This window comes from Burkholderia sp. AU45388 (assembly GCF_030481585.1).
GTDB classification, from domain to species: Bacteria; Pseudomonadota; Gammaproteobacteria; order Burkholderiales; family Burkholderiaceae; genus Burkholderia; species Burkholderia sola.
In genome coordinates this window covers 88,352-113,507 of record NZ_JAUJPV010000026.1, presented here as the reverse complement: position 1 = coordinate 113,507, position 25,156 = coordinate 88,352, and the positions used below count along the sequence as shown (strand labels likewise).

General features: G+C 67.6%; 24 protein-coding genes. 15 read left to right on the top strand and 9 right to left on the bottom strand.

What is annotated here, in order from left to right; translation table 11 throughout:
- The first annotated feature begins 40 nt into the window (after nucleotides 1-40).
- Nucleotides 41-1,222 carry a cystathionine beta-lyase gene (locus tag QZM72_RS30460; protein ID WP_301739915.1) on the top strand — a complete coding sequence of 394 codons (1,182 nt, stop codon included), beginning with the start codon at nucleotides 41-43 and terminating at the stop codon, nucleotides 1,220-1,222.
- An 86-nt stretch (nucleotides 1,223-1,308) separates the two neighbouring features.
- Here the strand turns inward: QZM72_RS30460 and serB are convergent, their stop codons facing one another.
- Both serB and QZM72_RS30450 read right to left on the bottom strand, forming a co-directional pair.
- Complete coding sequence (serB, locus tag QZM72_RS30455) at nucleotides 1,309-2,154, bottom strand: phosphoserine phosphatase SerB (protein WP_089467550.1); 846 nt, start codon at nucleotides 2,152-2,154, stop codon at nucleotides 1,309-1,311.
- A 169-nt stretch (nucleotides 2,155-2,323) separates the two neighbouring features.
- Entirely contained in the window at nucleotides 2,324-3,274 is a 951-nt protein-coding gene (locus QZM72_RS30450) for a LysR family transcriptional regulator (RefSeq protein ID WP_089467549.1), read from the bottom strand.
- A 125-nt stretch (nucleotides 3,275-3,399) separates the two neighbouring features.
- On the opposite strand from QZM72_RS30450, the gene QZM72_RS30445 reads away from it, so the two are divergent.
- Both QZM72_RS30445 and QZM72_RS30440 read left to right on the top strand, forming a co-directional pair.
- Complete coding sequence (locus QZM72_RS30445; RefSeq protein WP_301739914.1) at nucleotides 3,400-4,416, top strand: zinc-binding alcohol dehydrogenase family protein; 1,017 nt, start codon at nucleotides 3,400-3,402, stop codon at nucleotides 4,414-4,416.
- 163 nt (nucleotides 4,417-4,579) lie between these two features.
- Nucleotides 4,580-5,131, top strand: coding sequence for a DUF6013 family protein (locus QZM72_RS30440; protein ID WP_089467967.1), 552 nt, complete (start codon nucleotides 4,580-4,582; stop codon nucleotides 5,129-5,131).
- 411 nt (nucleotides 5,132-5,542) lie between these two features.
- On the opposite strand, the gene fetB is transcribed toward QZM72_RS30440, so the two are convergent.
- Nucleotides 5,543-6,346: an iron export ABC transporter permease subunit FetB gene (gene fetB, locus QZM72_RS30435; RefSeq protein WP_089467547.1), complete on the bottom strand. Its 804-nt coding sequence runs from the start codon at nucleotides 6,344-6,346 to the stop codon at nucleotides 5,543-5,545.
- Nucleotides 6,343-7,041 carry an ATP-binding cassette domain-containing protein gene (locus tag QZM72_RS30430; RefSeq protein ID WP_089467546.1) on the bottom strand — a complete coding sequence of 233 codons (699 nt, stop codon included), beginning with the start codon at nucleotides 7,039-7,041 and terminating at the stop codon, nucleotides 6,343-6,345. Before QZM72_RS30430 ends, fetB begins: the two co-directional genes overlap by 4 nt.
- 152 nt (nucleotides 7,042-7,193) lie before the next feature.
- On the opposite strand from QZM72_RS30430, the gene QZM72_RS30425 reads away from it, so the two are divergent.
- Complete coding sequence (locus QZM72_RS30425) at nucleotides 7,194-9,482, top strand: AsmA family protein (RefSeq protein ID WP_301739913.1); 2,289 nt, start codon at nucleotides 7,194-7,196, stop codon at nucleotides 9,480-9,482.
- An 82-nt stretch (nucleotides 9,483-9,564) separates the two neighbouring features.
- Here the strand turns inward: QZM72_RS30425 and QZM72_RS30420 are convergent, their stop codons facing one another.
- Nucleotides 9,565-10,017, bottom strand: a complete 453-nt coding sequence (locus QZM72_RS30420; protein ID WP_089467544.1) for a lipocalin-like domain-containing protein — start codon at nucleotides 10,015-10,017, stop codon at nucleotides 9,565-9,567.
- Nucleotides 10,018-10,187: 170 nt separating this feature from the next.
- Between QZM72_RS30420 and QZM72_RS30415 the strand changes: the two genes are divergently transcribed.
- From QZM72_RS30415 to QZM72_RS30390, 6 genes are all read left to right on the top strand, one after another.
- Nucleotides 10,188-11,780: an ABC-F family ATPase gene (locus QZM72_RS30415; RefSeq protein ID WP_006485248.1), complete on the top strand. Its 1,593-nt coding sequence runs from the start codon at nucleotides 10,188-10,190 to the stop codon at nucleotides 11,778-11,780.
- Nucleotides 11,781-12,012: 232 nt separating this feature from the next.
- Complete coding sequence (locus QZM72_RS30410) at nucleotides 12,013-12,762, top strand: FkbM family methyltransferase (protein WP_089467543.1); 750 nt, start codon at nucleotides 12,013-12,015, stop codon at nucleotides 12,760-12,762.
- Complete coding sequence (locus tag QZM72_RS30405) at nucleotides 12,763-13,761, top strand: phosphotransferase enzyme family protein (protein WP_301739912.1); 999 nt, start codon at nucleotides 12,763-12,765, stop codon at nucleotides 13,759-13,761.
- 1 nt (nucleotide 13,762) lies between these two features.
- Nucleotides 13,763-14,641, top strand: coding sequence for a 4Fe-4S cluster-binding domain-containing protein (locus QZM72_RS30400; protein ID WP_089467541.1), 879 nt, complete (start codon nucleotides 13,763-13,765; stop codon nucleotides 14,639-14,641).
- Nucleotides 14,638-15,705 (top strand): asparagine synthase-related protein, encoded by a 1,068-nt coding sequence (locus tag QZM72_RS30395; protein ID WP_089467540.1) that lies wholly within the window; start codon nucleotides 14,638-14,640, stop codon nucleotides 15,703-15,705. The genes QZM72_RS30400 and QZM72_RS30395 overlap by 4 nt, the downstream gene beginning before the upstream one ends.
- Nucleotides 15,706-15,712: 7 nt before the next feature.
- Nucleotides 15,713-16,921 (top strand): glycosyltransferase, encoded by a 1,209-nt coding sequence (locus QZM72_RS30390; protein ID WP_089467966.1) that lies wholly within the window; start codon nucleotides 15,713-15,715, stop codon nucleotides 16,919-16,921.
- On the opposite strand, the gene QZM72_RS30385 is transcribed toward QZM72_RS30390, so the two are convergent.
- A complete protein-coding gene (locus tag QZM72_RS30385; protein WP_089467539.1) occupies nucleotides 16,878-17,567 on the bottom strand; it encodes a cephalosporin hydroxylase family protein in 690 nt (229 codons plus the stop codon). The two genes, QZM72_RS30390 and QZM72_RS30385, sit on opposite strands and share 44 nt — an antisense overlap.
- On the opposite strand from QZM72_RS30385, the gene QZM72_RS30380 reads away from it, so the two are divergent.
- Nucleotides 17,566-18,558: a phosphotransferase gene (locus QZM72_RS30380; RefSeq protein ID WP_179233390.1), complete on the top strand. Its 993-nt coding sequence runs from the start codon at nucleotides 17,566-17,568 to the stop codon at nucleotides 18,556-18,558. The genes QZM72_RS30385 and QZM72_RS30380 overlap by 2 nt on opposite strands.
- Nucleotides 18,559-18,570: 12 nt before the next feature.
- On the opposite strand, the gene QZM72_RS30375 is transcribed toward QZM72_RS30380, so the two are convergent.
- Nucleotides 18,571-19,149: a polysaccharide deacetylase family protein gene (locus QZM72_RS30375; protein ID WP_089467537.1), complete on the bottom strand. Its 579-nt coding sequence runs from the start codon at nucleotides 19,147-19,149 to the stop codon at nucleotides 18,571-18,573.
- A gap of 115 nt (nucleotides 19,150-19,264) precedes the next feature.
- Nucleotides 19,265-19,630 carry a hypothetical protein gene (locus tag QZM72_RS30370; RefSeq protein ID WP_006488152.1) on the bottom strand — a complete coding sequence of 122 codons (366 nt, stop codon included), beginning with the start codon at nucleotides 19,628-19,630 and terminating at the stop codon, nucleotides 19,265-19,267.
- A gap of 268 nt (nucleotides 19,631-19,898) precedes the next feature.
- Here QZM72_RS30370 and QZM72_RS30365 point away from each other — a divergent pair, with 268 nt between their 5' ends.
- The 3 genes from QZM72_RS30365 (at nucleotide 19,899) to QZM72_RS30355 (ending at nucleotide 23,356) form a co-directional block, all read left to right on the top strand.
- Nucleotides 19,899-21,335 carry an aldehyde dehydrogenase family protein gene (locus QZM72_RS30365; protein ID WP_301739911.1) on the top strand — a complete coding sequence of 479 codons (1,437 nt, stop codon included), beginning with the start codon at nucleotides 19,899-19,901 and terminating at the stop codon, nucleotides 21,333-21,335.
- 123 nt (nucleotides 21,336-21,458) lie between these two features.
- Complete coding sequence (locus QZM72_RS30360; protein WP_089467536.1) at nucleotides 21,459-22,649, top strand: nitronate monooxygenase family protein; 1,191 nt, start codon at nucleotides 21,459-21,461, stop codon at nucleotides 22,647-22,649.
- 65 nt (nucleotides 22,650-22,714) lie between these two features.
- The gene (locus QZM72_RS30355) at nucleotides 22,715-23,356 is read left to right on the top strand and encodes an OmpW family protein (RefSeq protein ID WP_301739910.1); all 642 of its coding nucleotides are present in this window, start codon (nucleotides 22,715-22,717) and stop codon (nucleotides 23,354-23,356) included.
- Nucleotides 23,357-23,431: 75 nt separating this feature from the next.
- Here the strand turns inward: QZM72_RS30355 and QZM72_RS30350 are convergent, their stop codons facing one another.
- The gene (locus QZM72_RS30350; protein WP_006493160.1) at nucleotides 23,432-23,635 is read right to left on the bottom strand and encodes a DUF1289 domain-containing protein; all 204 of its coding nucleotides are present in this window, start codon (nucleotides 23,633-23,635) and stop codon (nucleotides 23,432-23,434) included.
- Nucleotides 23,636-23,996: 361 nt separating this feature from the next.
- On the opposite strand from QZM72_RS30350, the gene QZM72_RS30345 reads away from it, so the two are divergent.
- The gene (locus QZM72_RS30345) at nucleotides 23,997-25,091 is read left to right on the top strand and encodes a polyamine ABC transporter substrate-binding protein (RefSeq protein ID WP_301739909.1); all 1,095 of its coding nucleotides are present in this window, start codon (nucleotides 23,997-23,999) and stop codon (nucleotides 25,089-25,091) included.
- The last annotated feature ends 65 nt before the right edge of the window (nucleotides 25,092-25,156 follow it).

Genomic DNA, 25,156 nt, shown 5'->3' with positions numbered 1-25,156 from the left:
TATTCCGCAACCGAACGGCCGCGTGCCCGGCCCCCCAGTCATGACTGCATCCACTCCCAAGCGCGCGCTGCAAACCCGCATCGTTCAACCCGACGACGTCATTCCGGAAGGCTTCCGTTCGTTCGTGCCGCCGGTCGCGCGCGCGTCGACGGTCGTGTTCCCCGATCTCGCGACGATGCGCGCGCTGGTCTGGCACGACGACAATCAGTGGCGCTACGGGCTGCACGCGACGCCCACGTCGCTCGCGCTCGCGCAGCGGCTCGCCGAGATCGAAGGCGGCACGCACGCGCTGCTTCAGCCGTCGGGCCTCGCGGCGATCATGAACGTCTACTTCGGGATCGTGAAAGCGGGCGACGACGTACTGGTTCCGCATAACGTGTACGGCCCGAACGCCGATTTCGGCCACTGGCTCGCGAACGATTTCGGCATCACCGTGCGCTTCTACGATCCGCTGATCGGCGCCGGCATCGCCGAGCTGATCCAGCCGAACACGCGGCTGGTCTGGCTCGAGGCGCCGGGCTCGGTGACGATGGAGGTGCCCGACGTGCAGGCGATCACGGCGGCCGCGAAGGCGCGCGGCATCGTCACCGCGATCGACAACACCTTCTCGGCGGGGCTCGCGTTCAAGCCGTTCGCTCACGGCGTCGACATTTCGGTGCAGGCGCTGACCAAGTACCAGTCTGGCGGCAGCGACGTGCTGATGGGCGCGACGATCACCGCGAACGCGGAACTGCACGCAAAGCTGAAGCTCGCGCGGATGCGCTGCGGGATCGGCGTGTCGGCCGACGATTGCTCGCTCGTGCTGCGCAGCCTGCCGAGCATGCAGGTGCGCTTCGATGCGCATAGCAAGAGCGCGCTTGCGCTCGCGCGATGGCTGAAGGGGCGGCCGGAGATCGCGACGGTGCTGCACCCGCAGATCGCCGACTGCCCGGGGCACGCGTCGTTCATGCGCGATTTCACGGGCGCGGGCGGGTTGTTCTCGGTGGTGTTCGACGCACGCTACAGCGCGGAGCAGATCGACCGTTTCGTCGAGTCGCTCGAGCTGTTCGCGATCGGCTGGAGTTGGGGCGGCGCGTGCAGCCTCGCGATGCCTTACGACGTCGCGTCGATGCGTCCGGACTGGCCGCATCGCGGCACGCTGGTGCGTTTCTACGTGGGTCTCGAGGACGAAGCGGACTTGCGCGCGGACATCGAGCGGGCGATGCAGGCCACGCTCGGCTGATCGCACGCCGGCAACGTCCGGCACAAAAACGAAACGCCGGCGCGATGCGATATCGCGCCGGCGTTTTCATTGACGGTGCCGGGGGATCAGAACAGGCGCAACAGCCCGTCGAGGCCGACATGGTCGAATGCGACGGTGGCCGCATCGCGCACGACGGGCTTCGCGTGGAACGCGACCGACAGCCCGGCTTCCGCCATCATCTTCAGGTCGTTCGAGCCGTCGCCCATCGCGATCGCGCGGCTCGGCTCGAGGCCGAGCGACGCGCAGGTATCGCGCAGCAGGCGCGCCTTCACGTCGGCGTTGACGATCTCGCCCAGCACCTTGCCGGTAAGCTTGCCGTCGACGATCTCCAGCGTGTTCGCATGCGCGTAGTCGAGGCCGAGGCGGGCTTTCAGCCGCTCGGTGAAGAACGTGAAGCCGCCCGACACCAGCAGCGTCTTCATGCCGGCGGCCTTCACGCCGGCCAGCATCGTTTCGGCGCCCGGCGACAGTTGCAGCCGTTCTTCGTACACGCGCTCGAGCGCGTGCGCGTCGAGCCCGGCCAGCAGCGCGACGCGGCGCGTGAGGCTTTCGTTGAAATCGCGGATCTCGCCGCGCATCGCCGCTTCGGTGATCTCCGCGACCTGCGTTTTCAGCCCGCAGAAATCGGCGATCTCGTCGATGCATTCGATCGTGATCAGCGTCGAATCCATGTCCATCACCGCGAGCCCGAAATCGCCGAGCGTGCGGCCGGCCTCGACGAAGCCGAAGTCGAGCGCGTGCGTGCCGCAGTACGCATCGATGTCGAGGCGTTGCGCCGGGCTCGCGTTTTCGATGCGCAGCGCGTGATCGTCGGTCTGCACGACGCGGGTGCCGCGCGACAGCGCGAGCAGCGGTTTGTGATGGGCGTCCGACAGCGGCGCAAGACTCTGGATGACGAGATTGTGGGTCATGACGAGTGGTTGGGAAGCGAATGAATGACGTGCGCGGCCCACGGGCGGCCGCCTGCGCGCGCGGGCCCCGTGCGGCGGCGGGCCAGTGCGTCGCGAACGCGCCATTGTAGCCGGTTGGCCGCGCGTGGCGGCCGGCGCGGGCGCGAAACCGTGCGCGGGATGGCGGTGGTCACCCGTTTGCGCGATCCCAGTACGGCGGATCGCCGAAATGCTCGGCCAGGAACGCGATGAACGCGAGCGTTTTCAGCGGCACGTGCGCGCGGCTCGGATAGACGGCCCAGATCGCGACGTCGTCCGCGAACGGGTAGTCGTCGAGCACGGTGACGAGCGCGCCGCTCGCGAGCAGCGGGCCGACGTCCCAGGTCGACTTGATCGCGATCCCGAAGCCGTCGACGAGCGCTTCGCGGATCGCCTCGCCGTTGCTCGCGACGAGCCGGCCGCCGACCCGCACCGTGAGCGCGCCTTGCGGCGTCGCGAACGACCAGTCGCGCTGGTCGCCGAGGATCACGCATTCGTGCTGCGTCAGGTCGGCCGGATGGCGCGGCGTGCCGTGTTCGGCGAGATAGGCGGGCGAGCAGCACAGCACGCGCCGGTTGGTGGCGAGCTTGCGGGCGACGAGCGTCGAATCCTTCAGCGCGCCGAGACGGACCGCGACGTCGTAGCCGTCGTCGACCAGATCGACGATCTCGTCGGACAGCCGCAGATCGAGCGACACGGACGGGTAGCGGCGCAGGAACGCCGGAATCACCGGCGCGACGTGCTGGCGTCCGAACGACGACGACATCGACACCTTCAGCCGCCCGTACGGCTCGTTGCGACCGCGACCGACTGACGCACGCGCCGCGTCGGCGGCCGCGAGCAGCGCGTCCGCGCGTGCCATGAAGATTTCGCCGTCCTGCGTAAGGCTGATGCGGCGCGTGGTGCGGTGCAGCAACCGCGCGCCGAGCTGGCGTTCGAGCTGGGCGATGCGCGCGCTCGCGACCGCGGCCGACACGCCGAATTCGCGCGCGGCCGCGCTGACGTTCGCGAGCAGCGCCGCGCGCACGAACAGCGCGACGTCGAGCAGGTCGAGCGGCTTGTCGGGCGCGGGAATCGGACCAGCCTCGGGATCGGACGTCATTATTCTGAAATTCCTGAAAATGTTTCAGGAAATATAGCGGTTTTCTCGAATGATCGGGTTGCCTACGATGGCACGCATGGAGGTTGCGCCGCAGCCTGCCGGATCCCCCTGAAAGGAGTATCGAGATGAAAGCCGTTGGATTGACCCGTTATTTGCCGATCGACGACCCGCAAGCGTTGCTCGACGTGGAACTGCCGCAGCCGGTGCCGGGCCCGCGCGACCTGCTCGTGAAAGTCGAGGCGATTTCCGTGAACCCGGTCGACACCAAGGTGCGTGCGCCGAAGCCACAGGTCGAGGAGACGTCGCGCGTGCTCGGCTGGGATGCGGCCGGCACGGTCGTCGCGGTCGGCGCCGACGTCACGCTGTTCCGGCCCGGCGACGAAGTGTTCTACGCGGGCAGCATCACGCGGCCCGGCGCGAACAGCGAATTCCACGCGGTCGACGAGCGAATCGCCGCGCTGAAGCCGCGCACGCTCGACTTCGCGGCGGCGGCCGCGCTGCCGCTCACCGCGTTGACCGCGTGGGAAGCGCTGTTCGATCGGTTGCGCGTGTCGCCGCAGGGCGCGGACGCCGGCAAGTCGGTGCTGATCATCGGCGGCGCGGGCGGCGTGGGCTCGATCGCGATCCAGCTCGCGAAGACGCTCGGCAAGCTGCACGTGATCGCGACCGCGTCGCGGCCGGCATCGGCCGAATGGGTGCGCACGCTGGGCGCGGATGCGGTGGTCGACCATTTCGGCGACCTGCCGGCGCAGTTGCGCGAGGCCGGCCATCCGAGCGTCGACTACGTGCTGATCTTCAACGATACCGACCATCATTTCCCGGCCGCCGCGGAAGTCATCCGGCCGCAGGGCGGTATCTGCACGATCGTCGAGAACGCGAAGCCGGTGCCGGTCGAATTGCTGAAGGCGAAGAGCGCCGCGTTTCACTGGGAATTCATGTTCACGCGCGCGATGTTCGAGACGCCGGACATGATCGAGCAGCACAAGATCCTCGGCGAAGTCGCGCGGCTGATCGACGCCGGCACGCTGCGCACGACGCTCGGCGAACAGCTCGGCACGATCAATGCCGAGAACGTGCGGCGCGCGCATCGAATGCTCGAGGGCGGCCGTGCGATCGGCAAGCTCGTGCTGAGCGGCTTCTGAGCCGGCAACGCGCGTCGATAAGGTGACGGCGCCGCGAACGCAAGCGGGGTAACACCCGATGCGTTTGCGGCGCATTGCATCCTGCTTGGCGGTAGACTGGCAACGCATCATGCATCTAAAACCGCGCGGCACGCGCGTGCCGTCGCTTGACAAGGAGGTCAGCATGAGCCAACGCAGCTTGTCGGTCGCCGCATCGTGGTCGGTCGTGTTCGCGGCGGCGTGCGTCAGCGCGAGCGTATTCGCGGCGCCGCCGGTCAAGGGCAGCCTGAAGGGCGGCGGGACGGGACAGCTCGAATACACCGTCAAGGTCGACTCGAAGACCTTCGGCAATACGCAGGAGACCCGCAAGATCCGCTCGGGCGAGACGGACGATTTCAACTGGAAGTCGGTACCGCCGAGCGGTGCGGTCGCGATGCCGGACGGTTGCCCGAACGCCGACAACCTGCCGCGCGACGCGAACGGCGCGATGGTGCGGCAGACCCAGGTGCGGCTCGCGCCGTCGGTCGACGCGAAGGGTATCGCGAACGTGCAGTTGAGCTTCCAGGCGGCCGCGCCGAAGGGCACGCGCAGCGTGACGGCCGGCGGCAAGTCGCTGCAGTGTCCGGACGTCGTGTCGGTGAGCCAGGTGAAGTGGGTGTCGATTCCGACCAACGGCGGGTCGAAGGCCGTGACGATGAGCGAAGGCACCAAGGTGACGGTGTCGATCAAGCATTGAGCGGCGCGCGCGGGCCGGCGTTTCGTCCGGTGCGCGCGCAACCGGTTCGGTGGGCGGCCGGGCAGGGCCGCACGCGAGCGCGTCGTGCGGCGCCGCCGTTGCAATGCGCTTGCGCCACCCGTTTCGCGGCATGGTGCGCCGACCGTGCAGAGGCGATGCGTGACGTCTGCGGATGTCACGTTATGCTCGCCCGCATCCTTTCCTTTCCGTCACGACATTCCGCGCTTGGCCCGCAGCGGCGGCTACGTCGGCGCGCAGGCCTATGTGACGACGCCGCGCGCGGTGCGGCTCGTCGCATCGGTCGACGGCTCGCGCCCGACGCGGATATCGCGGCCGCCCTTCGACAGGCAATCGGCAAGCGACGCCGCGCGCATTGATCGCGCCGGTTGCCCGATGTGCCGCCGCCGCGCGTCAGTGCGCGCGCTCTTCGAGCCGCGACGCGAGAAAGCGGTGATCGGCGGAGAACAGCCGGCGATAGGTCATCAGCACCGCGCCGACGGTGCCCAGCGCCGAGGCCGCCGCGATCAGGAACATGATCACGATCTGGTAGCGCACGGCCTGCAGCGGCGACTGGCCGGCCAGCACCTGGCCCGTCATCATCCCCGGCAGGCTCACGACGCCGACCACCGCCATCTGGTTCAGCGTCGGCAGCATGCCCGCCCGCACGGCCTGGCGCGCGGCGTCCTGCGCGGCTTCCCAGCGCGTCGCGCCCAGTGCGAGCGCGGTCTCGACGCGATCGCGGCGCGCCGTGAGTTCTTCCATCATCCGCTCGACGCCGAGCGACACGCCCGTCAGCGTATTGCCGAGAATCATCCCGAGAATCGGGATCGCGTATTGCGGCGCGAACCACGGATGGATGCGGATCACGACGAACAGCCCGACCGCCGCGACGAACCAGCTGCTGAACCAGATCGACGCGATGCTGTCGATGCGCTGGCCGCGGTACGTGCGCTTGCCGCGCCCCGCGCCGGCGAAACCGGCGATCAGCGTCATCAGCGCGGTGAGCGGCAGCACGACGTACCAGTGCGGATGGCCGAACACCCAGCCGAGCACGTAGCCGATCGCGAGCAACTGCACGACGGTGCGCACCGCCGCGAGCGCGAGCTTGCGGCCGAGGCCGAGCGACAGCGCCGCCGAGATCGCGCCGTTGACGGCGACGAGCGCGGCGGCGATGCCGACGTCGACGAGGCTCAGATCCTGCAGGGCCGGGCTCATTGCGCCTCCGTCGGGTTGGCCGCATGCAGGACGCCGGCCTGCATCACGAGCCGCATCGTGCCGATTCGCGCGGCCTGGGCCGGATCGTGCGAGATCCACATGTAGGCGCGGGCATCGGGCGCCGCGTCGAACCATGCCTCGACGAGCGCTTCGATCGCGCGCGCCGATTCGGGATCGAGCGCGGAGGTCGGCTCGTCGAGCAGCAGCACGTCGGGATCGAGCTGCAGCACGCGTAGCAGCGCGGTGATCTGCGCTTCGCCGCCGGACAGGTCGCTCGCGCGCTTGTCGAGAAAATCGGCGCCGCGGCCGGCCTGCGCGGCGAGCGCTTCGGCGCGGGCGCGATCGAACGCGACGTCGCGATAGATCGCGAGCGAGTACGGGTAGCGCAACTGCGATTCGACGGTGCCGTCCATCTGCGCGGGGCGCTGGCGGACATAGGCGATGCTGCGCCGATAGCGCGGAATCGCGCTGCGCCGGATCCGGCGGCCGCGCCACAGGACGTGACCGCCGTCGAGCGGATCGAGCAGCGCGAGCGCGCGCAGCAGCACGCTCTTGCCCGATCCGGATGGTCCGGTGATAGCAATTCGCGATCCCGCGGCGAGGCTGAAATCGGTCGGGGCGAGCAGCGTCTTGCCGCTGCTGGCGTCGCGCCGCGTGATGTGCTGTGCGTCGATGAGGCCGGTGGGAGAGGTCATGGCAAAAGTGAAAAAAAGCGTTAATGGCGCCGAAAGGCCGCCATGTCGTGCGCCATAATACCGAGTGAAAAGCCGCAGTTGTCGTGCGCCGTTCGTCCACGCTAGCGGCCCGGCATGGTGCGGCAACGCTTCAGAACAACAACGGAACCGCCATGACGCTAACCCGAGCCATCGGCAAATCGGCTGCATGGATCGTCGGTATCGTCGCGGTGCTCATCGCGGCGGCCGGCATCTTTATTGTCACGTTCGACTGGAACCGCGCGAAACCGTGGGTCAACGAACAGGTGAGTACCGCGCTCGGTCGCCCGTTTGCGATCAACGGCGATCTCAAGGTCGGCTGGCGTCGCCCCGATGGCGAGACCGGCTGGCGTGCATGGGTGCCCTGGCCGAGCTTCTCGGCCACGCAACTCGAGATCGGCAATCCCGACTGGGCACAGGCGCCCAAGTTCGTCACGCTCGATGCCGCGCACTTCGATCTCGCAATCCTGCCGCTGTTTGCGCATGAGATCGTCATCCCGTCGATCGACGTCGTCAATCCCGCCGTGGATCTCGAACGGCGCGCGGACGGCAGCAATACGTGGACCTTCCAGTTCAAGCAATCGTCGCAGCCTTCGCGGTGGAAGGTGCGGCTCGACAGCTTCGGGTTCGCGAAAGGCACCGTCACGTATCGCGACGCAATCACGAAGGCCGACCTGACCGTCGCGATCGATACGCTTGGCCAGCCGATTCCGCTCGGCGACGTGCTGAAGGAACAGGAGCAGACGTCGCGTGCGGCGTCGGCGCAGCGCGTGGGCAAGCACGGCGCCGCGCAACTGGGCGCGAAGGCCGATGCGCAAGCCGCGTCGGGGGCGAGTGCGGCTGCGGCCTCGGGGGGGGCGGCTGCGAGCGTCGTTGCTTCGGCGGCTTCCGGTTCGTCGGGTGCATCCGCTTCGTCCGCGTCTTCCGCGTCGGCGGCCTCCACCGCGTCCGGCGCGAGCGGAGCCGCGGCGCCCGCGAAGCCGTCCGGGCCGACCTATGCATTCGGACTCAAGTTCGACGGTCGCTACAAGAACGTGCCGATCAGCGGCACCGGCAAGGTCGGCGGCGTGCTCGCGATCCAGGACACGACGCGGCCGTTCCCGCTGCAGGCCGACGTGAAGGCCGGCGATACGCGGCTCGCGATCGTCGGCACGCTGACCGACCCGACGCATCTCGCGGCGCTCGACCTGCGGCTGTGGCTGCAGGGCACGTCGATGTCGCACCTTTACCAGCTCACCGGCATCACGCTGCCCGATACGCCGCCTTACGCGACCGAAGGGCGCTTGATCGGCAACCTCAAGCCGAACGCGAGCACGTTCCGCTACGAGAACTTCAACGGCCGGGTGGGCGGCAGCGATCTCGGCGGCACGCTCACGTGGGCGCAGCGCGAGCCGCGTCCGAAGCTGTCGGGCGAACTCGTGTCGAACCTGCTGCAGTTCTCCGACCTCGCGCCGGTGATCGGCGCCGATTCGGCCGCGAGCAAGAAGAAGCGTGGCGACACGACGCGCCAGCCGCCCGACCGCGTGCTGCCGGTCGCGGCGTTCCGCACCGAACGGTGGAGCGCGATCGATGCGGACGTGAAGTTCACCGGCCGCAAGCTGATCAAGAGCCCGCAGTTGCCGATCACCGACCTGTACACGCATATCCTGCTGCAGGACGGCGTGCTGACGCTCGAGCCGCTGCAGTTCGGCGTGGCGGGCGGCACGCTCGCGACGAACGCGCGTCTCGACGGCAGCCGCACGCCGCTCAAGGGGCGCTTCACGCTGAGCGCACGCCACCTGAAGCTCAAGCAACTGTTCCCGACGCAGAAGGTGATGCAAACGGCGCTCGGCGAGATCAACGGCGACGCGTCGCTGTCGGCGACCGGCAATTCGCCGGCCGCGCTCGCCGGGACGTCGACCGGCGAGGTGAAGGCGCTGATCACCAACGGCCGCATCAGCCGCTTGCTGATGGAGGCGGCGGGGTTGAACGTCGCGAACGTCGTCTACGAGAAGCTGTTCGGCAACCGCGACGTCAACATCAACTGCGCGGCGATCGACTTTGTGGCGAACGACGGCATGCTCGACCCGAAGGTGTTCGCGCTCGATACCGACGATGCGCTGATCAACGTCGACGGCCCGATCAACCTGCGCGACGAATCGCTGGACCTGAAGATCCATCCGCACACGAAGGGCTTCCGGATCTTCTCGCTGCGCTCGCCGTTGTATGCGAAGGGCACGTTCAAGAACCCGAAGGTCGGCGTCGATGCGGGCGCGCTCGCGCTGCGCGCCGGCGCGATGGTCGGGCTCGGGCTGGTCAACCCGTTCGCGGCGCTGATCCCGCTGATCGCGCCGAGCAACAACCGCGACGTGCCGTGCTCGGAACTGTTCGGGCAGATGAAGGCGCCGGCGGCGCAGAAGGCGGCCAAGAAAGCCGGCAAGTGACGCGCAGCCGCGAGAGCGGCATGCGCTGCCGGGCGGGCTTGGCGTCGTTGCCGCGCCTGGCCGGGCGTCGGCCGCGCTGTGCTCAGCGGCGGGCGCGCGCCCAGACGATCACCGGTTCGACCTCCCGGCCGGCGATCCGCACCGGTCCGGCGGTGCCGAGCTGCAGCCGGTCGCCGTCCAGGCTGACGACACGCTGCTGGACGTTGCCGATCCAGTTCGGATACAGGCTGACGTCCATTTCATGGGTCAACGTGCCGTCGTCGTCGACGTTGAAGGGGCCTGAATACGCGATGTAGCCGTGCGCCGCGGCCGCGCGCTCCTCGATGCTGCCGCCCTGCAGGTCGCCGTCCGCGTAGGGCGGGCGGCCGGCCGCCATCAGCTGCGCGGACATGTAGCCGTCGGGCGTGTAGAGAATCCAGCCGCGCGCGTCGCGGCCGAGCGGATAGGTGACGGTACTCCCGTCGCGCGGGCGGATTTCGTACGACACGAGGCGCCATGCGCCGACGAGTTGTTCGCGAAGCTGGCTGGCGAGCATGCGGCGTTCCGGTGAGACGGCGGTGAGACGCGTGCCGTCATGTTGACGGGCCGCCCGGCGGCGGGTGCGAGAGCCGCGAATGGGCCGCCGGGCCGGGGCGGTCGGCAGTTTCTCCGACACCTGCTAAAATACACGGTTTTCCGTCGATTTCTCTCTTAACGGGACCTGCCGTGCTTTCTACTGCCAACATCACGATGCAATTCGGGCCGAAGCCCTTGTTCGAGAATATCTCGGTCAAATTCGGCGAGGGCAACCGCTACGGTCTGATCGGCGCGAACGGCTGTGGCAAGTCGACCTTCATGAAGATCCTCGGCGGCGACCTCGAGCCGAGCGCCGGCAACGTCGCGCTGGAGCCGAACGTCCGCCTGGGCAAGCTGCGCCAGGACCAGTTCGCGTACGAAGACGTGCGCGTGCTCGACGTCGTGATGATGGGCCACACCGAGATGTGGGCCGCGATGACCGAGCGTGACGCGATCTACGCGAACCCGGAAGCGACCGACGACGACTACATGCACGCGGCCGAACTCGAAGGCAAGTTCGCCGAATACGGCGGCTACGACGCCGAAGCGCGCGCGGGTGCGCTGCTGCTCGGCATCGGCATCGAGGAGAAGTTCCACAACGGCACGATGGCCGACGTCGCGCCGGGCTGGAAGCTGCGCGTGCTGCTCGCCCAAGCGCTGTTCTCGAAGCCGGACGTGCTGCTGCTCGACGAACCGACCAACAACCTCGACATCAACTCGATCCGTTGGCTCGAGCACACGCTCAACGAGTACAACTCGACGATGATCATCATCTCGCACGATCGTCACTTCCTGAACTCGGTGTGCACGCACATGGCCGACATGGACTTCGGCACGCTGAAGGTCTGGCCGGGCAACTACGACGACTACATGCTCGCATCGGCACAGGCGCGCGAGCGCCAGGCCGCGGCGAACGCACGGGCGAAGGAGCGCGTGGCCGAACTGCAGGACTTCGTGCGCCGCTTCTCGGCGAACAAGTCGAAGGCGCGTCAGGCCACCAGCCGCGCGAAGCAGATCGACAAGATCAAGATCGAGGAATTCAAGCCGTCGTCGCGCCAGAACCCGTTCATCCGCTTCGAGTTCGAGAAGAAGCTGCACAACGTCGCGGTGGTCGCCGAAGAGATCACGAAGAAGTACGAGCGCACGATCTTCCAGAACTTCAACCTGTCGGTGCAGCCGGGCGAGCGCATCGCGATCATCGGCGAGAACGGCGCGGGCAAGACGACGCTGCTGCGTTCGCTGCTCGGCGCGCTGCCGCTCGATCACGGCACGGTGAAGTGGTCCGAGAACGCGAATGTCGGCTACATGCCGCAGGACACGTACGAGGAATTCCCGAACGACATCACGCTGATGGACTGGATCGACCAGTACCGCAAGGACGGCGACGACGAAACGATGGTGCGCGGCACGCTGGGCCGCCTGCTGTTCTCGTCGGACGACATCAAGAAGTCGGTGAAGGTGCTGTCGGGCGGCGAGAAGGGCCGCATGATCTGGGGCAAGCTGATGCTGGGCCGCCACAACGTGCTGCTGATGGACGAGCCGACCAACCACATGGACATGGAATCGATCGAGTCGCTGCAGATCGCGCTCGAGCAGTTCGAAGGCACGCTGATCTTCGTGTCGCACGACCGCGAGTTCGTGAGCGGGCTGGCGAACCGGATCATCGAAGTGAAGACGGACGGCACGCTGTTCGACTTCGGCGGGAATTACGAGGAGTTCCTGACGAGTCAGGGGCAGGAGTAAGTGTCCTCAGGTTTCCTCCGGCCGTGAGTCGAGCTTAGGCATCGCCGCACGGAGCGAACCGCCGGAAGCGCTACAGGCCCGCATCGACAGCCATGTCGCTGCGGGCTTTTTCATGTCGCCGCGGCAAAACCGTCCGCGCCGCGCATTCCAGTTTCCTCTGCTGAATCGACTTCAGGTAAATTACCCACCCAATACCCCCATCATTCCCCATTTCGCCCCGGAGCCGCCTTCGATGCAGGACCATCCTCGCCCGCTCGACCTGTCCGGCCTTGCGCCCAGCCTGTACGCGCAGGGCACCGAGGAGGGCATCCTGTCCCGCCTGATGGAGCGGATCGTGCCGACCAACCGTTTCTGCGTCGACATCGGCGCGAGCGACGGCCTGCGCAACAGCAATACCGCGCGATTGCTGCGCGAACAGGATTGGGCCGGCGTACTGGTGGAAGGCAGCGCATACCGGTTCGGCAAGCTCGCCGCCCACTACGCGGGTGTGGAGCGCGTGCGCCTGCATCACGATCGCGTCCAACCCGATACGGTCGATCAATTGCTCGCCGATGCGAACGTACCGACCGACTTCGACCTGCTGTCGATCGACATCGACGGCAACGACTACTGGGTGTGGCGCGGCCTGCAGGCGTTCCAGCCGCGCATCGTCGTGATCGAATACAACCCGTACTACACGCCGCCCGAGCGCTGGGTCATGTGCTTCAATCCGGACCACGAATGGGACGGTTCGACCTATTACGGCGCGAGCCTCGAATCGCTCGTGCACCTCGGCCGCCGGAAAGGCTATGAGCTCGTCTGCTGCGACGACATGGGCAACAACGCGTTCTTCGTGCGACATGACCTGTACCCGCTGCTCGGCATCGCGAACAACGCTCCGTCGGTGTTGTTCCGGCCGGCGATGTACAAGCTGCGCTACGTCGGACACAACACGTTCCTGACCGGTCACCCGTATCGGCACGGGCCGGCCGAGCACATCTGAATGGATGCGCTCGCCGTCACCTTCGACGAGATTCGCGACGCCTACGGGTTCGGTCGCGGCGGGCCGCCGACGCAGGTCAGCGAACGGGTATGGCATTTGCCGACCAACAGCGGCACGGGCGTGGCGGTCAAGCTCTATGCGCTTGAACACCATGCGCGCGCGCTCAAGGAAACCGCCGTCCTCACGCATCTCGAAACGCACGGCGATACCCGTTTCCATGTGCAGACGCTGAAGCGCACGACGTCCGGCGAATCGCTTTGGTCGGGACAAAATTCCCATGCGATGCTGACGCGCTGGGAAGCCGGGCAATTCAAGACCTACGATACGTTCTCGCCAGCCGAATGGGATGCGCTCGGTGCGAGCCTGGCCGCGTTGCACGTGAGCGTCGAACGACTGCATCTGCCGTCGCTCGATACGATCGGCGCGCGGCTGACCTCGATCGATGCGGATGCGGTACGCCGCAATTTGCTGGACGCACTCGATCGAGCCGATGCGAACGCCGCTGCCTCCGCGAACCTGCGCCGCTACGTCGATCTCGCGCTGCGCCTGCTCGACCGCTACTATCCCGGCAGCGTCGATGCGTTTCCGGCCGACGATCCGCAGCATCCGATCCACAACGACTACAACCAGTTCAACTATCTGTTCACGGGCACGCTGCCGCCGTTGATCGTCGACTGGGAAGCGTCGATCGGCGCGCCGCGCGAATACGAACTGGTGCGCTGCCTGAATCATTTGCCGCTGGAAGCGCCGCACCTCGCGCAAGCATTCGTACGCGCGTACCGACGCGTGCGGCCGGTGAACCCGGCGCACATCGCATGGGCGGTCGATGCCGCATGCGTGCAGCACGCGCTCAAGCTGTGGATCGTGCAGGGCTGGCTCGACGATCCGTCGCGCTTCGCGTCGCACCTGAACGGCGCGGTGACGATGGCGTCCGCGATGGCGGACGCGCGTGGCCTTCTGATAGATTTCTTTTCCCGTTGCGTGGAAACAGGAAGCTGATGTGAGTGCGAACCCGAACAAGATTCCGAATCCGCCGCAAGCCGGCGAGCGGCAGCACGTGTTTCCGCCGCCGCTGGATCGCGATTACCGCGTCGAGGACGGGCGCGTCCAGACGCGCTCGCTGGAAGCGCATATCGTCGATCACTGCAATCTGACCTGCGCGGAATGCTGCTCGCTGTCACCGCTGTTGCCGGAGTGGTACGCGAGCCCCGAATCGATCGAAGCCGATTTGCGCAAGGCCGCGAAGGTGCTCCGCCCGCGCATGTTCAAGCTGGTCGGCGGCGAACCGTTGCTGCATCCGGCGCTCGTCGAGCTCGTCGAACGCGTGCGCGGCACCGGCATCGCGCCCGTGATCTCGGTCACGACGAACGGCCTGAAGCTCGGCGAGATGCCCGACGCGTTCTGGCAGGCAGTGGATGCGCTGACGATCTCGCGCTATCCGAAACCCGCGCTTTCCGCCGACCTGATCGCGCATGTCGAGCGTCAGGCCGCGCGCTTCGACGTGCGGCTGAACTGGAAGGTGCAGGACGTGTTCACGACGATGAACCGCGCGCAGCCCGGCACGGATCGCGACGAAGCCCGGCGCCTGTATCACGATTGCTGGATTCGCGAGCGCTGCCATATGATTCGCGACGGCATGTTCTACACGTGCACGCGGCCCGCGCATTTCCATACGCTGTACAAGGGCGAGAAGGATTTCCAGGCCGACGGCCTGGCGCTGCGCGACGACGCGGGCATGCTCGACGCGATGCTTGCCTATCTGCAACGCGAGACGCCGCTCGAAGCGTGCCTGCATTGCCAGGGCGGCAGCGCACCGGTGGCGCCGCATCGCGTCCTCAAACGCATTGAAGTGGACACCTTGAAGGCTCGTTATCCATGATCGTCGGCACGCGCGACCCGTTCGGTTTCGATCGTCTGCACTACCATCCGCGCAGTGGCGTGTCGGCGTCCGGCATCCGCGCCGTATTGCGGGCGGCGGGGCAACCGGCCGGCGCGCCGGATACGGCTGCCATCGCGGGCTACCTGAGCGGCGAGCGCCTCGTCGGCCGCACCGTGCTGCGCGACGTGCGCGCGGTGCCGCCCGGCCACGCCCTGATCCGGTCGCCGCAAGGGCTGACGGCGCAGCCGGCGCCCGAGCGGCCGCAGCCTGCCGATCTCGACACCGTGCTGCGCGCGTCGCTGCAACGTGTGCTCGACAGCGGCAAGCGGGTTGCGCTGGCGCTGAGCGGCGGGCTCGATTCGGCGCTGCTGCTCGCGTTGCTGCGCGAACTGGGCGCGCTGCGGCACGTGACGGCCTACATCCTCGCGACCGACATGCCCGATTACTGCGAACGCGACGCGGCGCTCGAACTCGCCGCGCAGATGCAGGCGAGCGTGAAGATCGTGCGCGCGAACGAGGCCGATTTCATCGCGGCGCTGCCGAGAACGACGTATGCGGTCGAGGAGCCGATGTTCAACCTGCATCCGGTCGCGAAACTGCTGCTGGCCGACGCGATGGCGGCGGACGGCGTCGAGGTGGCGATTACCGGTGACGGCGCGGATCAGGTGTTGCGCCGCGACCGGTCGGCCAACTATCTGCCGCTGTGCCACGCGTTGTTCGACGAGGCGTCGGTCGACCTGCATCCGCCGTTCGTCGACGCCGCCGTCGTCGCGCATCTGACGAGCCTCGCGCCCGACCCGGACAAGCGGTGCCTGCGCGAGCTCGGTGCGCGCCTGAACCTGCCGGAGCGTCTCGTGCGCGGCCCGAAGCGCGGGCGCCTCGCGCCGGCGATGGATCTCGCGACGCTGCTCGATCGCGACCGCACGCATGCGCTGGCCGATACGTTCGGCGTTGGCGCCCCCGCTTTGCAGACGGATACCGAACGCGTGCTGTGGACGACGCTGACACTGTTCCTCGATCATCTCGATCGTCTTCACCCCGATGTCGCGCATCGCCCAGCCTGAGCCGCTCATGAAACGCATCCTGTTCTGCGTGGTGCCCGAGAAGGGCCACGTCAATCCGTGCATCGGCCCGGCCCAGCAGTTGCGCGCCGCCGGCTGCGACGTCGCGTTCTATGCGCCGGCCGACATCAGCGCACAGCTCGACGGCGCCGGCGACTTCGCGTTCGTCGGGCCGCGCGAGACGCCCGAGCGCCACGACCTGTCGCGCGGCGCGAGCTTCGCCGCGAACATTCGCGACGCCGATTGGCTGCGGCACTGGATCCGGACGCTGCTGATCGACCTCGCGCCCGCGCAGGTGGACGGTATCCGCGCGGTGCTGCGCGAATGGCGGCCCGACGTGGTCGTGATCGACCCGCTGCTGTATGCGGCGGCGATTGCGGCCGAGCTGGAAGGGCTGCCGTGGGTGTCGATGTCGAATTCGCTGAATCCGGTGCTGCCGGACGATCTCGATTCGGAGTTGCTGCGCACGGTGCGCTGGCTCGAACCGGAACGCACGCGCCTGTTCGCGCGCTACGGCCTCGACGCACGCTTTCGCGGTTGCGACGTGCTGTCGCCTCACCTGACGCTCGCATTCACGACCGACGCGCTGGTCGGCACGCCGCCGCCCGGTGTCGAACTGGTCGGCCCTGCCATGCCGTCGGGCCCGCGCGGCGACGAGACGGCATTTCCGTGGGAACGCGTCGACACGGATCGTCCGCTCGTCTACATGTCGCTCGGCAGCCAGCTTTACTACCACCCGGAGGTGTTCGCGAAGGTGATCGACGCGACGCGCGCGACGTCGGCGCAACTGGTGCTGTCGGTCGGCGAACTGGTCGATTCGGATCGGCTGCCGGCCGGCGACGAACGCGTGATCGCGGTGCGTTACGCGCCGCAACTGGCGCTGCTGCGGCGCACGCACGCGTTCGTCAGCCACGGCGGCGCGAATTCGGTGATGGAGTCGCTCGCGTGCGGCGTGCCGATGCTGCTGTCGCCGTTCTGCAACGACCAGTTCCATTCGGCGCACTTCGTCGAGCGGGCCGGCGCGGGCTGCGTGCTCGATCTGCAGCAGGCCGGCGTCGCGGCCGTTACCGATGCGCTCGAACGTCTGTTGCGTGCCGGATCGTTGCGTGAGCAGGCGGCGCGAATCCGCGACAGCTATGCCGCGCACGACGGCTCCGCGCAAGCCGCCCGCCTGATCAGCGCACTCGCTTCAGGAAGCCGCCTGGCGACAGCGTCATGAGGACGCGGTCCTCGATGTCGTGATCGATGTCGAACCGGTCGTCGCGGGCGAGAAATTCGCGTGCGGCCGTGGCCGGGTTGTTGCCGCGGCCGTACGGCTTGCCGTCGAACATCGACTCCGGCAGGTACTCCATGATGGTGTCCATCACGATCGCGTAGCTGCCGGGCGTTACGAACGGCGCATAGCATTCGAGTTCGCGCAGCACGTGCGCGTGCGTATGCGCGAGATCGAGGATCGCCATCACGCGCGCGCCGTCGTGAATCTGCGCCCGCACCGAGGCGAGCGTGTCGGCCGCGCACGATTCGCCTTCGATCAGCACCATGCGATGGGCGAGCTGGTGCGATTGCAGGCGCTGGCGGACTTCGTCGCGCAGGCGCGGCTCGATCGCGATGACGCGGCCGGGGTTGCCGGCCAGTTCCAGCATCGACGCGGTGAACACCACGCCGCCGCCCGCCGCGATGCCGGTCTGGACGATGCAGTCGGGGCGCTCGCGCCAGATCAGTTCCTGCAGCGCGAGCATGTCGCCGGGCAGATGGAAGAAGCGCTCGCCGAGCCAGCGGGTCTGGAACAGATGGCCGAATTCGGCGGCGCGGGTCAGCCATTCGATGTTGATGTCCCGCATGCGGGCCGAAGGACGCTCTGACATGGTCGATGCAACGAGTAGGAGTGACGTGAAAACGCTGGAGCCGTGGCTACACCAGTACTGGAACATCGGGCCGGCGCGCCTGCACGCGCTGGCGTCGGGCCATACTAACAAAACCTATCTCATCGAGTGCGATGCGGCGCGCACGGTGCTGCGCGTGTCGTGGTCCGGCAAGCCGGTCGGACAGATGCGGCGCGAGGCGTCGATACTCGGTCAGCTTGGCGAGGCGCGCGCCGCGTCGCGGCTGCCCGCGCTGCCGCGGCTACGGCCGACCGCCGATGCAGGAACCGGCGTGCGGATGCCGGACGGACGCTGGCTGCATCTGTTCGAGCATATCGACGGCCGCCCCGGCTTGCCGGACGACGCGCACGCAGGGGCGACCGACGCAATGCGCACGCTCGCGCATCTGCATATGGCGCTGGCCGCGATACCCGCCAGCGAAGCGGCGCCGCTCGCATGGCTGTCCGCACGTCATGCACGGGTGGCGGCGCGCGCGATGCCGTCGCTGCCGGCCGACTTGCACGACGACTACGACACGGTGATCCGGCGGATCGGCGCGCATCTCGACGCGGCGGCGTCGTGGCTCGCGGGGCCGGTGCATTGGCTGCACGGCGACTATCACGCGGGCAACCTGCTGTATGTCGGCAACGCGGTGAACGGCGTGCTCGATTTCGACGATGTGGGGCAGGGCGCGCAATGGCTCGAGGCGGCCTTTGCGTCGTTCGCGCTGTCGCGCGATGCGGGCCGGGACGACAGCTTCGTGTTCGACCGCGGGCGATGGACGGCCTGCCTGCACGTTTATGCCGCGACGCGGCCGGATGCGGCGCCCGATTGGCTGCGCGACAACCGCGACACGCTGACGGCGCTGTTCTGCGCGGACCAGACGCTGATCCATCTCGAAGCCGCGCAGCGCGGCCTGTGGATGCCGGGGCCCGGCATCGGATTCCTCGGTGGCTGGCGCCGGTTGCTGGACGGGGCGGCGCCCGCGGGCTAGCCGATCGTCGCGTCAGCGCTGCCGGTTCAGGAACAGCCGCACGGCTTCGACCGTGTTGGGGCGCGCGTCGCCGTGCCGCGATCCGTCGTGCAGACAGAACAGCACGTCGCGATGCTGCGCCATGCACGCGTCGACATGCGCGCACATCGCGTCGAGCAGCGCCTGCGGCGATGGCGCCGGCCGTTGCCAGTCGTTCAGTATCGCGGTCCAGCCCGTGTGTTCGCGTCGCAGGCGTGCGAGCACGTCGGCGCGATCGTCGTGCGGCATCAACCCGTACGGCAGCCGCAGCGGGATCGCATCCGGTGCGGCAAGGCCGGCGCCGCGATAGACGTCGCGAATCAGCGCATCGGTCGTGTCGATTTCGTCGATCAAGGCGGCGTCCGCGAGCGCGCCCGGCTTCGCATGCGAATAGGTGTGATTGCCGAGCCGGTGGCCTTCGCGCGCGATTCGCGTCGCGACGTCGTGCGCGAAGGCCAGGTGCTTGCCGAGCACGAAGAAGGTCGCCGAGCACGACGCATCGCGCAGCACGTCGAGCAGCGCGGGCGTCGACGGGCCGGGGCCGTCGTCGAAACTGAGGTGAATGGATGTCATGGGTCGCCCGGGTCGGTTACCGAACCGGCTCGATGGCCAGCGGACACGTGCCGACCGGACGCAGCCGGGTGCCGGTCCATTCGTAGAAGAACCGGGCCGTTTTCGCCGGCACGGCTCAATCGGCCAGCCGCTTGTCGGCGAGCGCCTTGCAGCAGTCTTCGTACACCCACTGCACGAGTTTGGCCCGATAGTCGAGATCGTCGGTATCGACGATTTCCTCGACCGCGTCGCGTGCCCACGACGCGTCCACGAACCCCGCATGCCGTTTCGCGATGTCCTGCGCGAGCGCCGCGAGCCGGGCGACCGAGAGCCAGTCGGCCTGGCGGTGATGGCGGTCGAGCCAGCGGTGCGCGGCCTGGACCTGGAACGCGGCGTCCGGCCAGGATTCGTTCAGGTAAAACGCGCCGAGGTTGCCGCAGGTGAGCCAGCAAAGCAGCTCCAGGCGGTCTTGCGAGCCGAGGGTATGGGATGCGTCGGACATGGCAGCGCTCACGAAGTGCGTCGATTCCGGGCGGCGCCGGCCGCGACGGGCCGATGCCGATAGTAAAAACATAGCACGATGCGGGCCCGGCCGCGCACCCGGGCGGATGCTGACGCGGCGGCGGCCCGACGAACGCCGCGCCGGCCATGCGCGTCACCCGGCGGAGCATTCGGCGCGAGGGTGCGCCGCCCTTTCGGATGGCTGTCATTCGTCACACCAGCCGCCGAAACGCTCGCTAGAATGTCGGCTTCCCTGGAGGCGGAAAGCGATGAAAATCTACGACCAGTTCTACATCGACGGCGCATGGCGCAAACCGGCCGGCGCCGGCACGATCGACGTGATCGATTCGGGCACCGAAGCCGTGATCGGCCGGATTCCCGAGGGCGTCGCGTCCGACGCACAGGACGCGATCCGCGCGGCGCGCGCGGCCTTCGACGCGTGGGCGGCCACGCCGGCCGCGACGCGCGCGGGCTACCTGCGCAAGATCGTCGAGCATCTGCAGGCGCGCAGCGAGGAACTCGCGCAGTCGATCACCGGGGAAGTCGGCATGCCGATCAAGCTGTCGCGCGCGATCCAGGTCGGCGGCCCGGTCTACAACTGGAAGGCGTACGCGAAGCTCGCCGAATCGTTCGAATTCGAGGCGCGGGTCGGCAATTCGCTGGTGGTGCGCGAGCCGGTCGGCGTCGTCGCGGCGATCACGCCGTGGAACTACCCGCTCAACCAGATCACGCTGAAGGTCGCGCCGGCGCTCGCGGCCGGCTGCACGGTGGTGCTCAAGCCGTCGGAAGTCGCGCCGCTCAACGCGTTCATGCTGGCCGAAGCGATCCACGAGGCCGGGCTGCCGGCCGGCGTGTTCAACCTCGTGTGCGGGTATGGCCCAGTCGTCGGCGAGGTGCTGGCCACCGATCCGGACGTCGACATGGTGTCGTTCACCGGCTCGACGCGTGCGGGCAAGCGCGTGGCCGAGCTGGCGGCCGCGGGCGTCAAGCGCGTCGCGCTGGAGTTGGGCGGCAAGTCGGCGTCGGTGATCCTCGACGATGCCGATTTCGCGACGGCGGTGAAGGGCACGGTCAACGCGTGCTACCTGAACGCGGGCCAGACCTGCTCCGCGCATACGCGGATGCTGGTGCCGGAAGCCCGCTACGAGGAAGCGCGCGAGATCGCGAAGGCCGCGGCCGAGACGTACGTCGCGGGCGACCCGCGGCAGGAGACGACGCGCCTCGGCGCGCTGGCGTCGGCCGCGCAGCAGCAGCGCGTGCAGGCTTACATCCAGCGCGGGATCGACGAAGGCGCGGAACTCGTGACGGGCGGCACCGGCTTGCCCGAAGGGCTCGCGAAGGGCTTCTTCGTGAAGCCGACCGTGTTCGGCCGCGTCGATCCGAAAGCGACGATCGCGCAGGAAGAGATCTTCGGGCCGGTGCTGTCGATCATCACGTATCGCGACGAAGACGAGGCCGTGCGGATCGCGAACGACTCGCCATACGGGCTCGGCGGCGCGGTGTGGGCCGGCAGCGACGCACGCGCGATGCGCGTCGCGCGCCGCATCCGCACGGGGCAGGTCGACATCAACGGCGGCGCGTGGAACGGCGCCGCGCCGTTCGGCGGCTTCAAGCAGTCGGGGCACGGCCGCGAGAACGGCGTGTACGGGCTCGAGGAATACCTCGAATACAAGTCGATGCAGCTGAAGCCGGCGAAGCCGGCCTGAGCGTTTCGTCCCGCCTGACCGCGCAACGGCACGCTCGCGTGCCGTTTTTTTATTGACGGCCGTCAAGGTGCGCGGCGGTGGATCGTCGATCATCGCGATTTCGATGTTCCGACGAGGTTTCAGATGACCGTACGCACTTCCTTTCCGCCGCTGACGATCCGCGGCCGCACCTTGCTGCCCGTCGTGCAGGGCGGCATGGGCGTCGGTATCTCCGCGCACCGGCTGGCGGGCAGCGTCGCGCGCGAAGGCGCGGTCGGCACGATCGCGAGCATCGACCTGCGCCATCATCATGCGGATCTGCTCGCGCGTTGCCGCGCGCAACCCGATCGCGCGACGCTCGAAGCGGCGAACCTCGACGCGCTCGCGCGCGAGATCCGTCTCGCGAAAACGTACAGCGAAGGGCGCGGGATGATCGCGGTCAACGTGATGAAGGCGGTGAGCGCGCATGCGGACTACGTACGGGTCGCGTGCGACGAGGGCGCGGACGCGATCGTGATGGGCGCGGGCCTGCCGCTCGATCTGCCCGATCTCACGCAAGGGCACGACATCGCGCTGATCCCGATCCTGTCGGACAGCCGCGGGATCGCGCTGGTGCTCAAGAAGTGGATGAAAAAGGGGCGCCTGCCCGATGCGATCGTGATCGAGCATCCGGCGCACGCGGGCGGGCACCTCGGCGTGACGCAGATCGACGACATGCACGACGGTCGTTTCGATTTCGCGCGCGTGCTCGACGAGACCGCGCAGGTGATGGCGTCGCTCGGCCTCGCCCGCGACACGATCCCGTTGATCGTCGCGGGCGGGATCAACAGTCACGACACGGTGCGCGCGGCGTTCGCGGCCGGCGCGAACGGCGTGCAGGTCGGGACGCCGTTCGCGGTGACCGAAGAAGGCGATGCGCATCCGCACTTCAAGCGCGTGCTCGCCGATGCGACGCCCGACGACATCGTCGAATTCGTCAGCGTGACGGGGCTGCCGGCACGCGCGGTGAAGACGCCGTGGCTCGATCGTTACCTGCGCAACGAGACGCGCATTCGCAACAAGCTCGGCGCGTTCAAGCAGCGTTGCCCGACCGCGCTCGAATGCCTGAGCGTATGCGGGCTGCGCGACGGCATCGAGAAATTCGGCCACTTCTGCATCGACACGCGGCTCGCGGCCGCGCTGCGCGGCGACGTCGCGAACGGGTTGTTCTTCCGCGGCCGCGAAGCGTTGCCGTTCGGCCGCGCGATCCGCAGCGTGCGCGATCTGCTCGACCTGCTGCTGACGGGCAGTGCGACCGAGCCTGCGGCAAACCGTCCCACGTTTACGCTGGCTTGACCAATATCAAGATGACGAAAAGACCCTACAGGGAGAATGGAAACCATTCTTTGGGGGTCCGTACCATGCATAAAACGATTCGAACTTGTGTCACCGCAGCCGCCGTCGCGGCCAGCTTCGTCGCGATGCCGTCGCTGTCGCACGCGGCGTCGCCGGGCGACGGCATCAACCAGGGTGACGTACTGGTCCGGCTTCGCGCGATCAGCATCCAGCCGAACGAACGCGCGAGCGACACGCTCGGCGCGATCAACACGGGCGTGAACAACGCGATCGTGCCCGAGCTCGACTTCACGTACATGATCCGCGACTACCTTGGCGTCGAGCTGATCCTCGGCACGTCGCGGCATCAACTGACGTTGAGCCTCGGCAATCTCGGCGGCGTGGGCGTGCTGCCGCCGACGCTCTTGCTGCAGTATCACTTCAACCATGCGGGCAAGGTGCGTCCTTACTTCGGCGCCGGGTTGAACTACACGTACTTCTACAACAACGGGCTCAACGTCGGCGGGGAGGGCGTGTCGATCAACAAGAGCAGCTTCGGCCCCGCGCTGCAGTTCGGCGTGGACGTGCAGTTGACGAAGAAGGTGTTCATGAACGTCGACGTGAAGAAGATCTGGATGAGCACCGATGCGACGCTCGGCGACAAGGGCATCGGCACGCTGCACATCGATCCGCTGATCGTCGGCGTGGGCGTCGGGATGAAATTCTAGGCGCGACGAAACAAGAACAGAGTTGGGGTTGGCGGCATGGCGGTCGGCATGCCGCTCTTTTTTTGTGCGGCGGATTTACAGCTTGTCGTACTGGAAACGCATCGCGGTGCCTTCGCGCGTGATGCGCTCCCACACCGCGCGCTTTTCGTCGTCGCTCAGGAACACCCAGTTCGACACTTCGGCGGCCGTGCGGCCGCAGCCCTTGCAGACTTCGTCGAAGAGCGTCGAGCACACGCCGATGCAGGGGCTGTCGGGGAGGTCGTGAAGATTGGAGGCCATCGGAAGGGTTCGCGCAGTTGAATCGTCAGCCGCCATTTTAATGCATCGCGGCGCCCCGGCCGGCCGCCGGGGCCGGGCGCCGCCGCCCGCCATCCGGACGCCGCGTCGCCGCTGCCCGTTTTTCCCGGTGGACAGCCGCCGATTACCCGATAGAATTCCCCCGGAACGCCCCGCCGCACGGGCGGCTCGACCGAGCGGCGGCGGGAATCTGTTCCGTTTGCGCGACACCGGCACGATTTTTTTGTGACGGGGCGCGAATGATGGTAGTTTTCGGGGTTTTCGAGGGGCGGCACACCAGAATGCGCCGCCATGACGAGGCAGACGGCAGCCGGGCAACGCGTCCGGCCGAAGGGAGAACGGGATGAAAGCAAAGGTAGTGGGCCGGTTCGCAGCGCTCGCGCTGTGCGTGGGGGCTTCGGCGGCAGCGGCGAAGGATACGCAGCTCAATGTCTATAACTGGTCGGACTACATTGCGAAGGACACGATCCCGAACTTCGAGAAGCAGACGGGCGTCAAGGTTCGCTACGACAACTACGACAGCGACGACACGCTGCAGGCGAAGCTGCTGACGGGCAGCTCGGGCTACGACATCGTCGTGCCGACCAGCAACTACGCGGGCAAGCAGATCGCCGCCGGCATCTTCGCGCCGCTCGACAAGTCGAAGCTGCCGAACCTCAAGTACCTCGATCCGCAACTGATGGCGCTCGTCGCCGGCGCGGACCCGGGCAACAAGTACTCGGTGCCCTGGGCATACGGCACCACCGGCCTCGCGTACAACCTGACGAAGGCGCAGCAGGTGCTCGGCAAGGTGCCGCTCGACAACTGGGACATCCTGTTCAAGCCGGAAAACCTCGCGAAGCTGAAGACCTGCGGCGTGTCGGTGCTCGACGCGCCCGACCAGATGTTCGCGGCGACGCTGCACTACATCGGCAAGGATCCGATGAGCACGAACCCGGCCGACTACAAGGCCGCGATGGACGTGCTGAAGAAGATCCGTCCGTACATCACGCAATTCAACTCGTCGGGCTACATCAACGACCTGGTCGGCGGCGACATCTGCTTCGCGTACGGCTGGTCGGGCGACGTCGTGATCGCGAAGCATCGCGCGATCGAGGCGAAGAAGCCGTACAAGATCGAGTACTACATTCCGAAGGGCGGCGCGCCCGTGTGGTTCGACGTGATGGCGATCCCGAAGGATGCGAAGAACAAGGAAGCCGCGCTGCAATGGATCAACTACATCGAGGATCCGAAGGTGCACGCGGCGATCACGAACGCGGTGTACTACCCGAGCGCCAACACCGAGGCACGCAAGTACGTGCGGCCCGACGTCGCGAACGACCCGGCCGTGTACCCGCCGGCCGACGTCGTGAAGACGCTGTTCCTGCTCAAGCCGCTGCCGCCTGAAATCCAGCGTCTGCAGACGCGTCTGTGGACCGAGCTGAAGTCGGGCCGCTGACGCGAGCCGAAGTGAACCCGTAGTCATGAAGCCCCTGGTGCCCCCGGGGGCTTTGTTCGTCTAAC

Coding starts and splice junctions, on each gene's coding strand:
- QZM72_RS30450 (WP_089467549.1), bottom strand. CDS start 3,274: ATGACGTCCGATCCCGAGGCTGGTCCGATTCCCGCGCCCGACAAGCCG.
- QZM72_RS30385 (WP_089467539.1), bottom strand. CDS start 17,567: ATGTCAGAGCGTCCTTCGGCCCGCATGCGGGACATCAACATCGAATGG.
- QZM72_RS30425 (WP_301739913.1), top strand. CDS start 7,194: ATGACGCTAACCCGAGCCATCGGCAAATCGGCTGCATGGATCGTCGGT.
- QZM72_RS30410 (WP_089467543.1), top strand. CDS start 12,013: ATGCAGGACCATCCTCGCCCGCTCGACCTGTCCGGCCTTGCGCCCAGC.
- QZM72_RS30380 (WP_179233390.1), top strand. CDS start 17,566: ATGGTCGATGCAACGAGTAGGAGTGACGTGAAAACGCTGGAGCCGTGG.
- QZM72_RS30365 (WP_301739911.1), top strand. CDS start 19,899: ATGAAAATCTACGACCAGTTCTACATCGACGGCGCATGGCGCAAACCG.
- QZM72_RS30390 (WP_089467966.1), top strand. CDS start 15,713: ATGAAACGCATCCTGTTCTGCGTGGTGCCCGAGAAGGGCCACGTCAAT.
- QZM72_RS30350 (WP_006493160.1), bottom strand. CDS start 23,635: ATGGCCTCCAATCTTCACGACCTCCCCGACAGCCCCTGCATCGGCGTG.
- QZM72_RS30420 (WP_089467544.1), bottom strand. CDS start 10,017: ATGCTCGCCAGCCAGCTTCGCGAACAACTCGTCGGCGCATGGCGCCTC.
- QZM72_RS30370 (WP_006488152.1), bottom strand. CDS start 19,630: ATGTCCGACGCATCCCATACCCTCGGCTCGCAAGACCGCCTGGAGCTG.
- QZM72_RS30440 (WP_089467967.1), top strand. CDS start 4,580: ATGAGCCAACGCAGCTTGTCGGTCGCCGCATCGTGGTCGGTCGTGTTC.
- QZM72_RS30360 (WP_089467536.1), top strand. CDS start 21,459: ATGACCGTACGCACTTCCTTTCCGCCGCTGACGATCCGCGGCCGCACC.
- QZM72_RS30355 (WP_301739910.1), top strand. CDS start 22,715: ATGCATAAAACGATTCGAACTTGTGTCACCGCAGCCGCCGTCGCGGCC.
- serB (WP_089467550.1), bottom strand. CDS start 2,154: ATGACCCACAATCTCGTCATCCAGAGTCTTGCGCCGCTGTCGGACGCC.
- QZM72_RS30375 (WP_089467537.1), bottom strand. CDS start 19,149: ATGACATCCATTCACCTCAGTTTCGACGACGGCCCCGGCCCGTCGACG.
- QZM72_RS30395 (WP_089467540.1), top strand. CDS start 14,638: ATGATCGTCGGCACGCGCGACCCGTTCGGTTTCGATCGTCTGCACTAC.
- QZM72_RS30430 (WP_089467546.1), bottom strand. CDS start 7,041: ATGACCTCTCCCACCGGCCTCATCGACGCACAGCACATCACGCGGCGC.
- QZM72_RS30460 (WP_301739915.1), top strand. CDS start 41: ATGACTGCATCCACTCCCAAGCGCGCGCTGCAAACCCGCATCGTTCAA.
- QZM72_RS30345 (WP_301739909.1), top strand. CDS start 23,997: ATGAAAGCAAAGGTAGTGGGCCGGTTCGCAGCGCTCGCGCTGTGCGTG.
- QZM72_RS30445 (WP_301739914.1), top strand. CDS start 3,400: ATGAAAGCCGTTGGATTGACCCGTTATTTGCCGATCGACGACCCGCAA.
- fetB (WP_089467547.1), bottom strand. CDS start 6,346: ATGAGCCCGGCCCTGCAGGATCTGAGCCTCGTCGACGTCGGCATCGCC.
- QZM72_RS30405 (WP_301739912.1), top strand. CDS start 12,763: ATGGATGCGCTCGCCGTCACCTTCGACGAGATTCGCGACGCCTACGGG.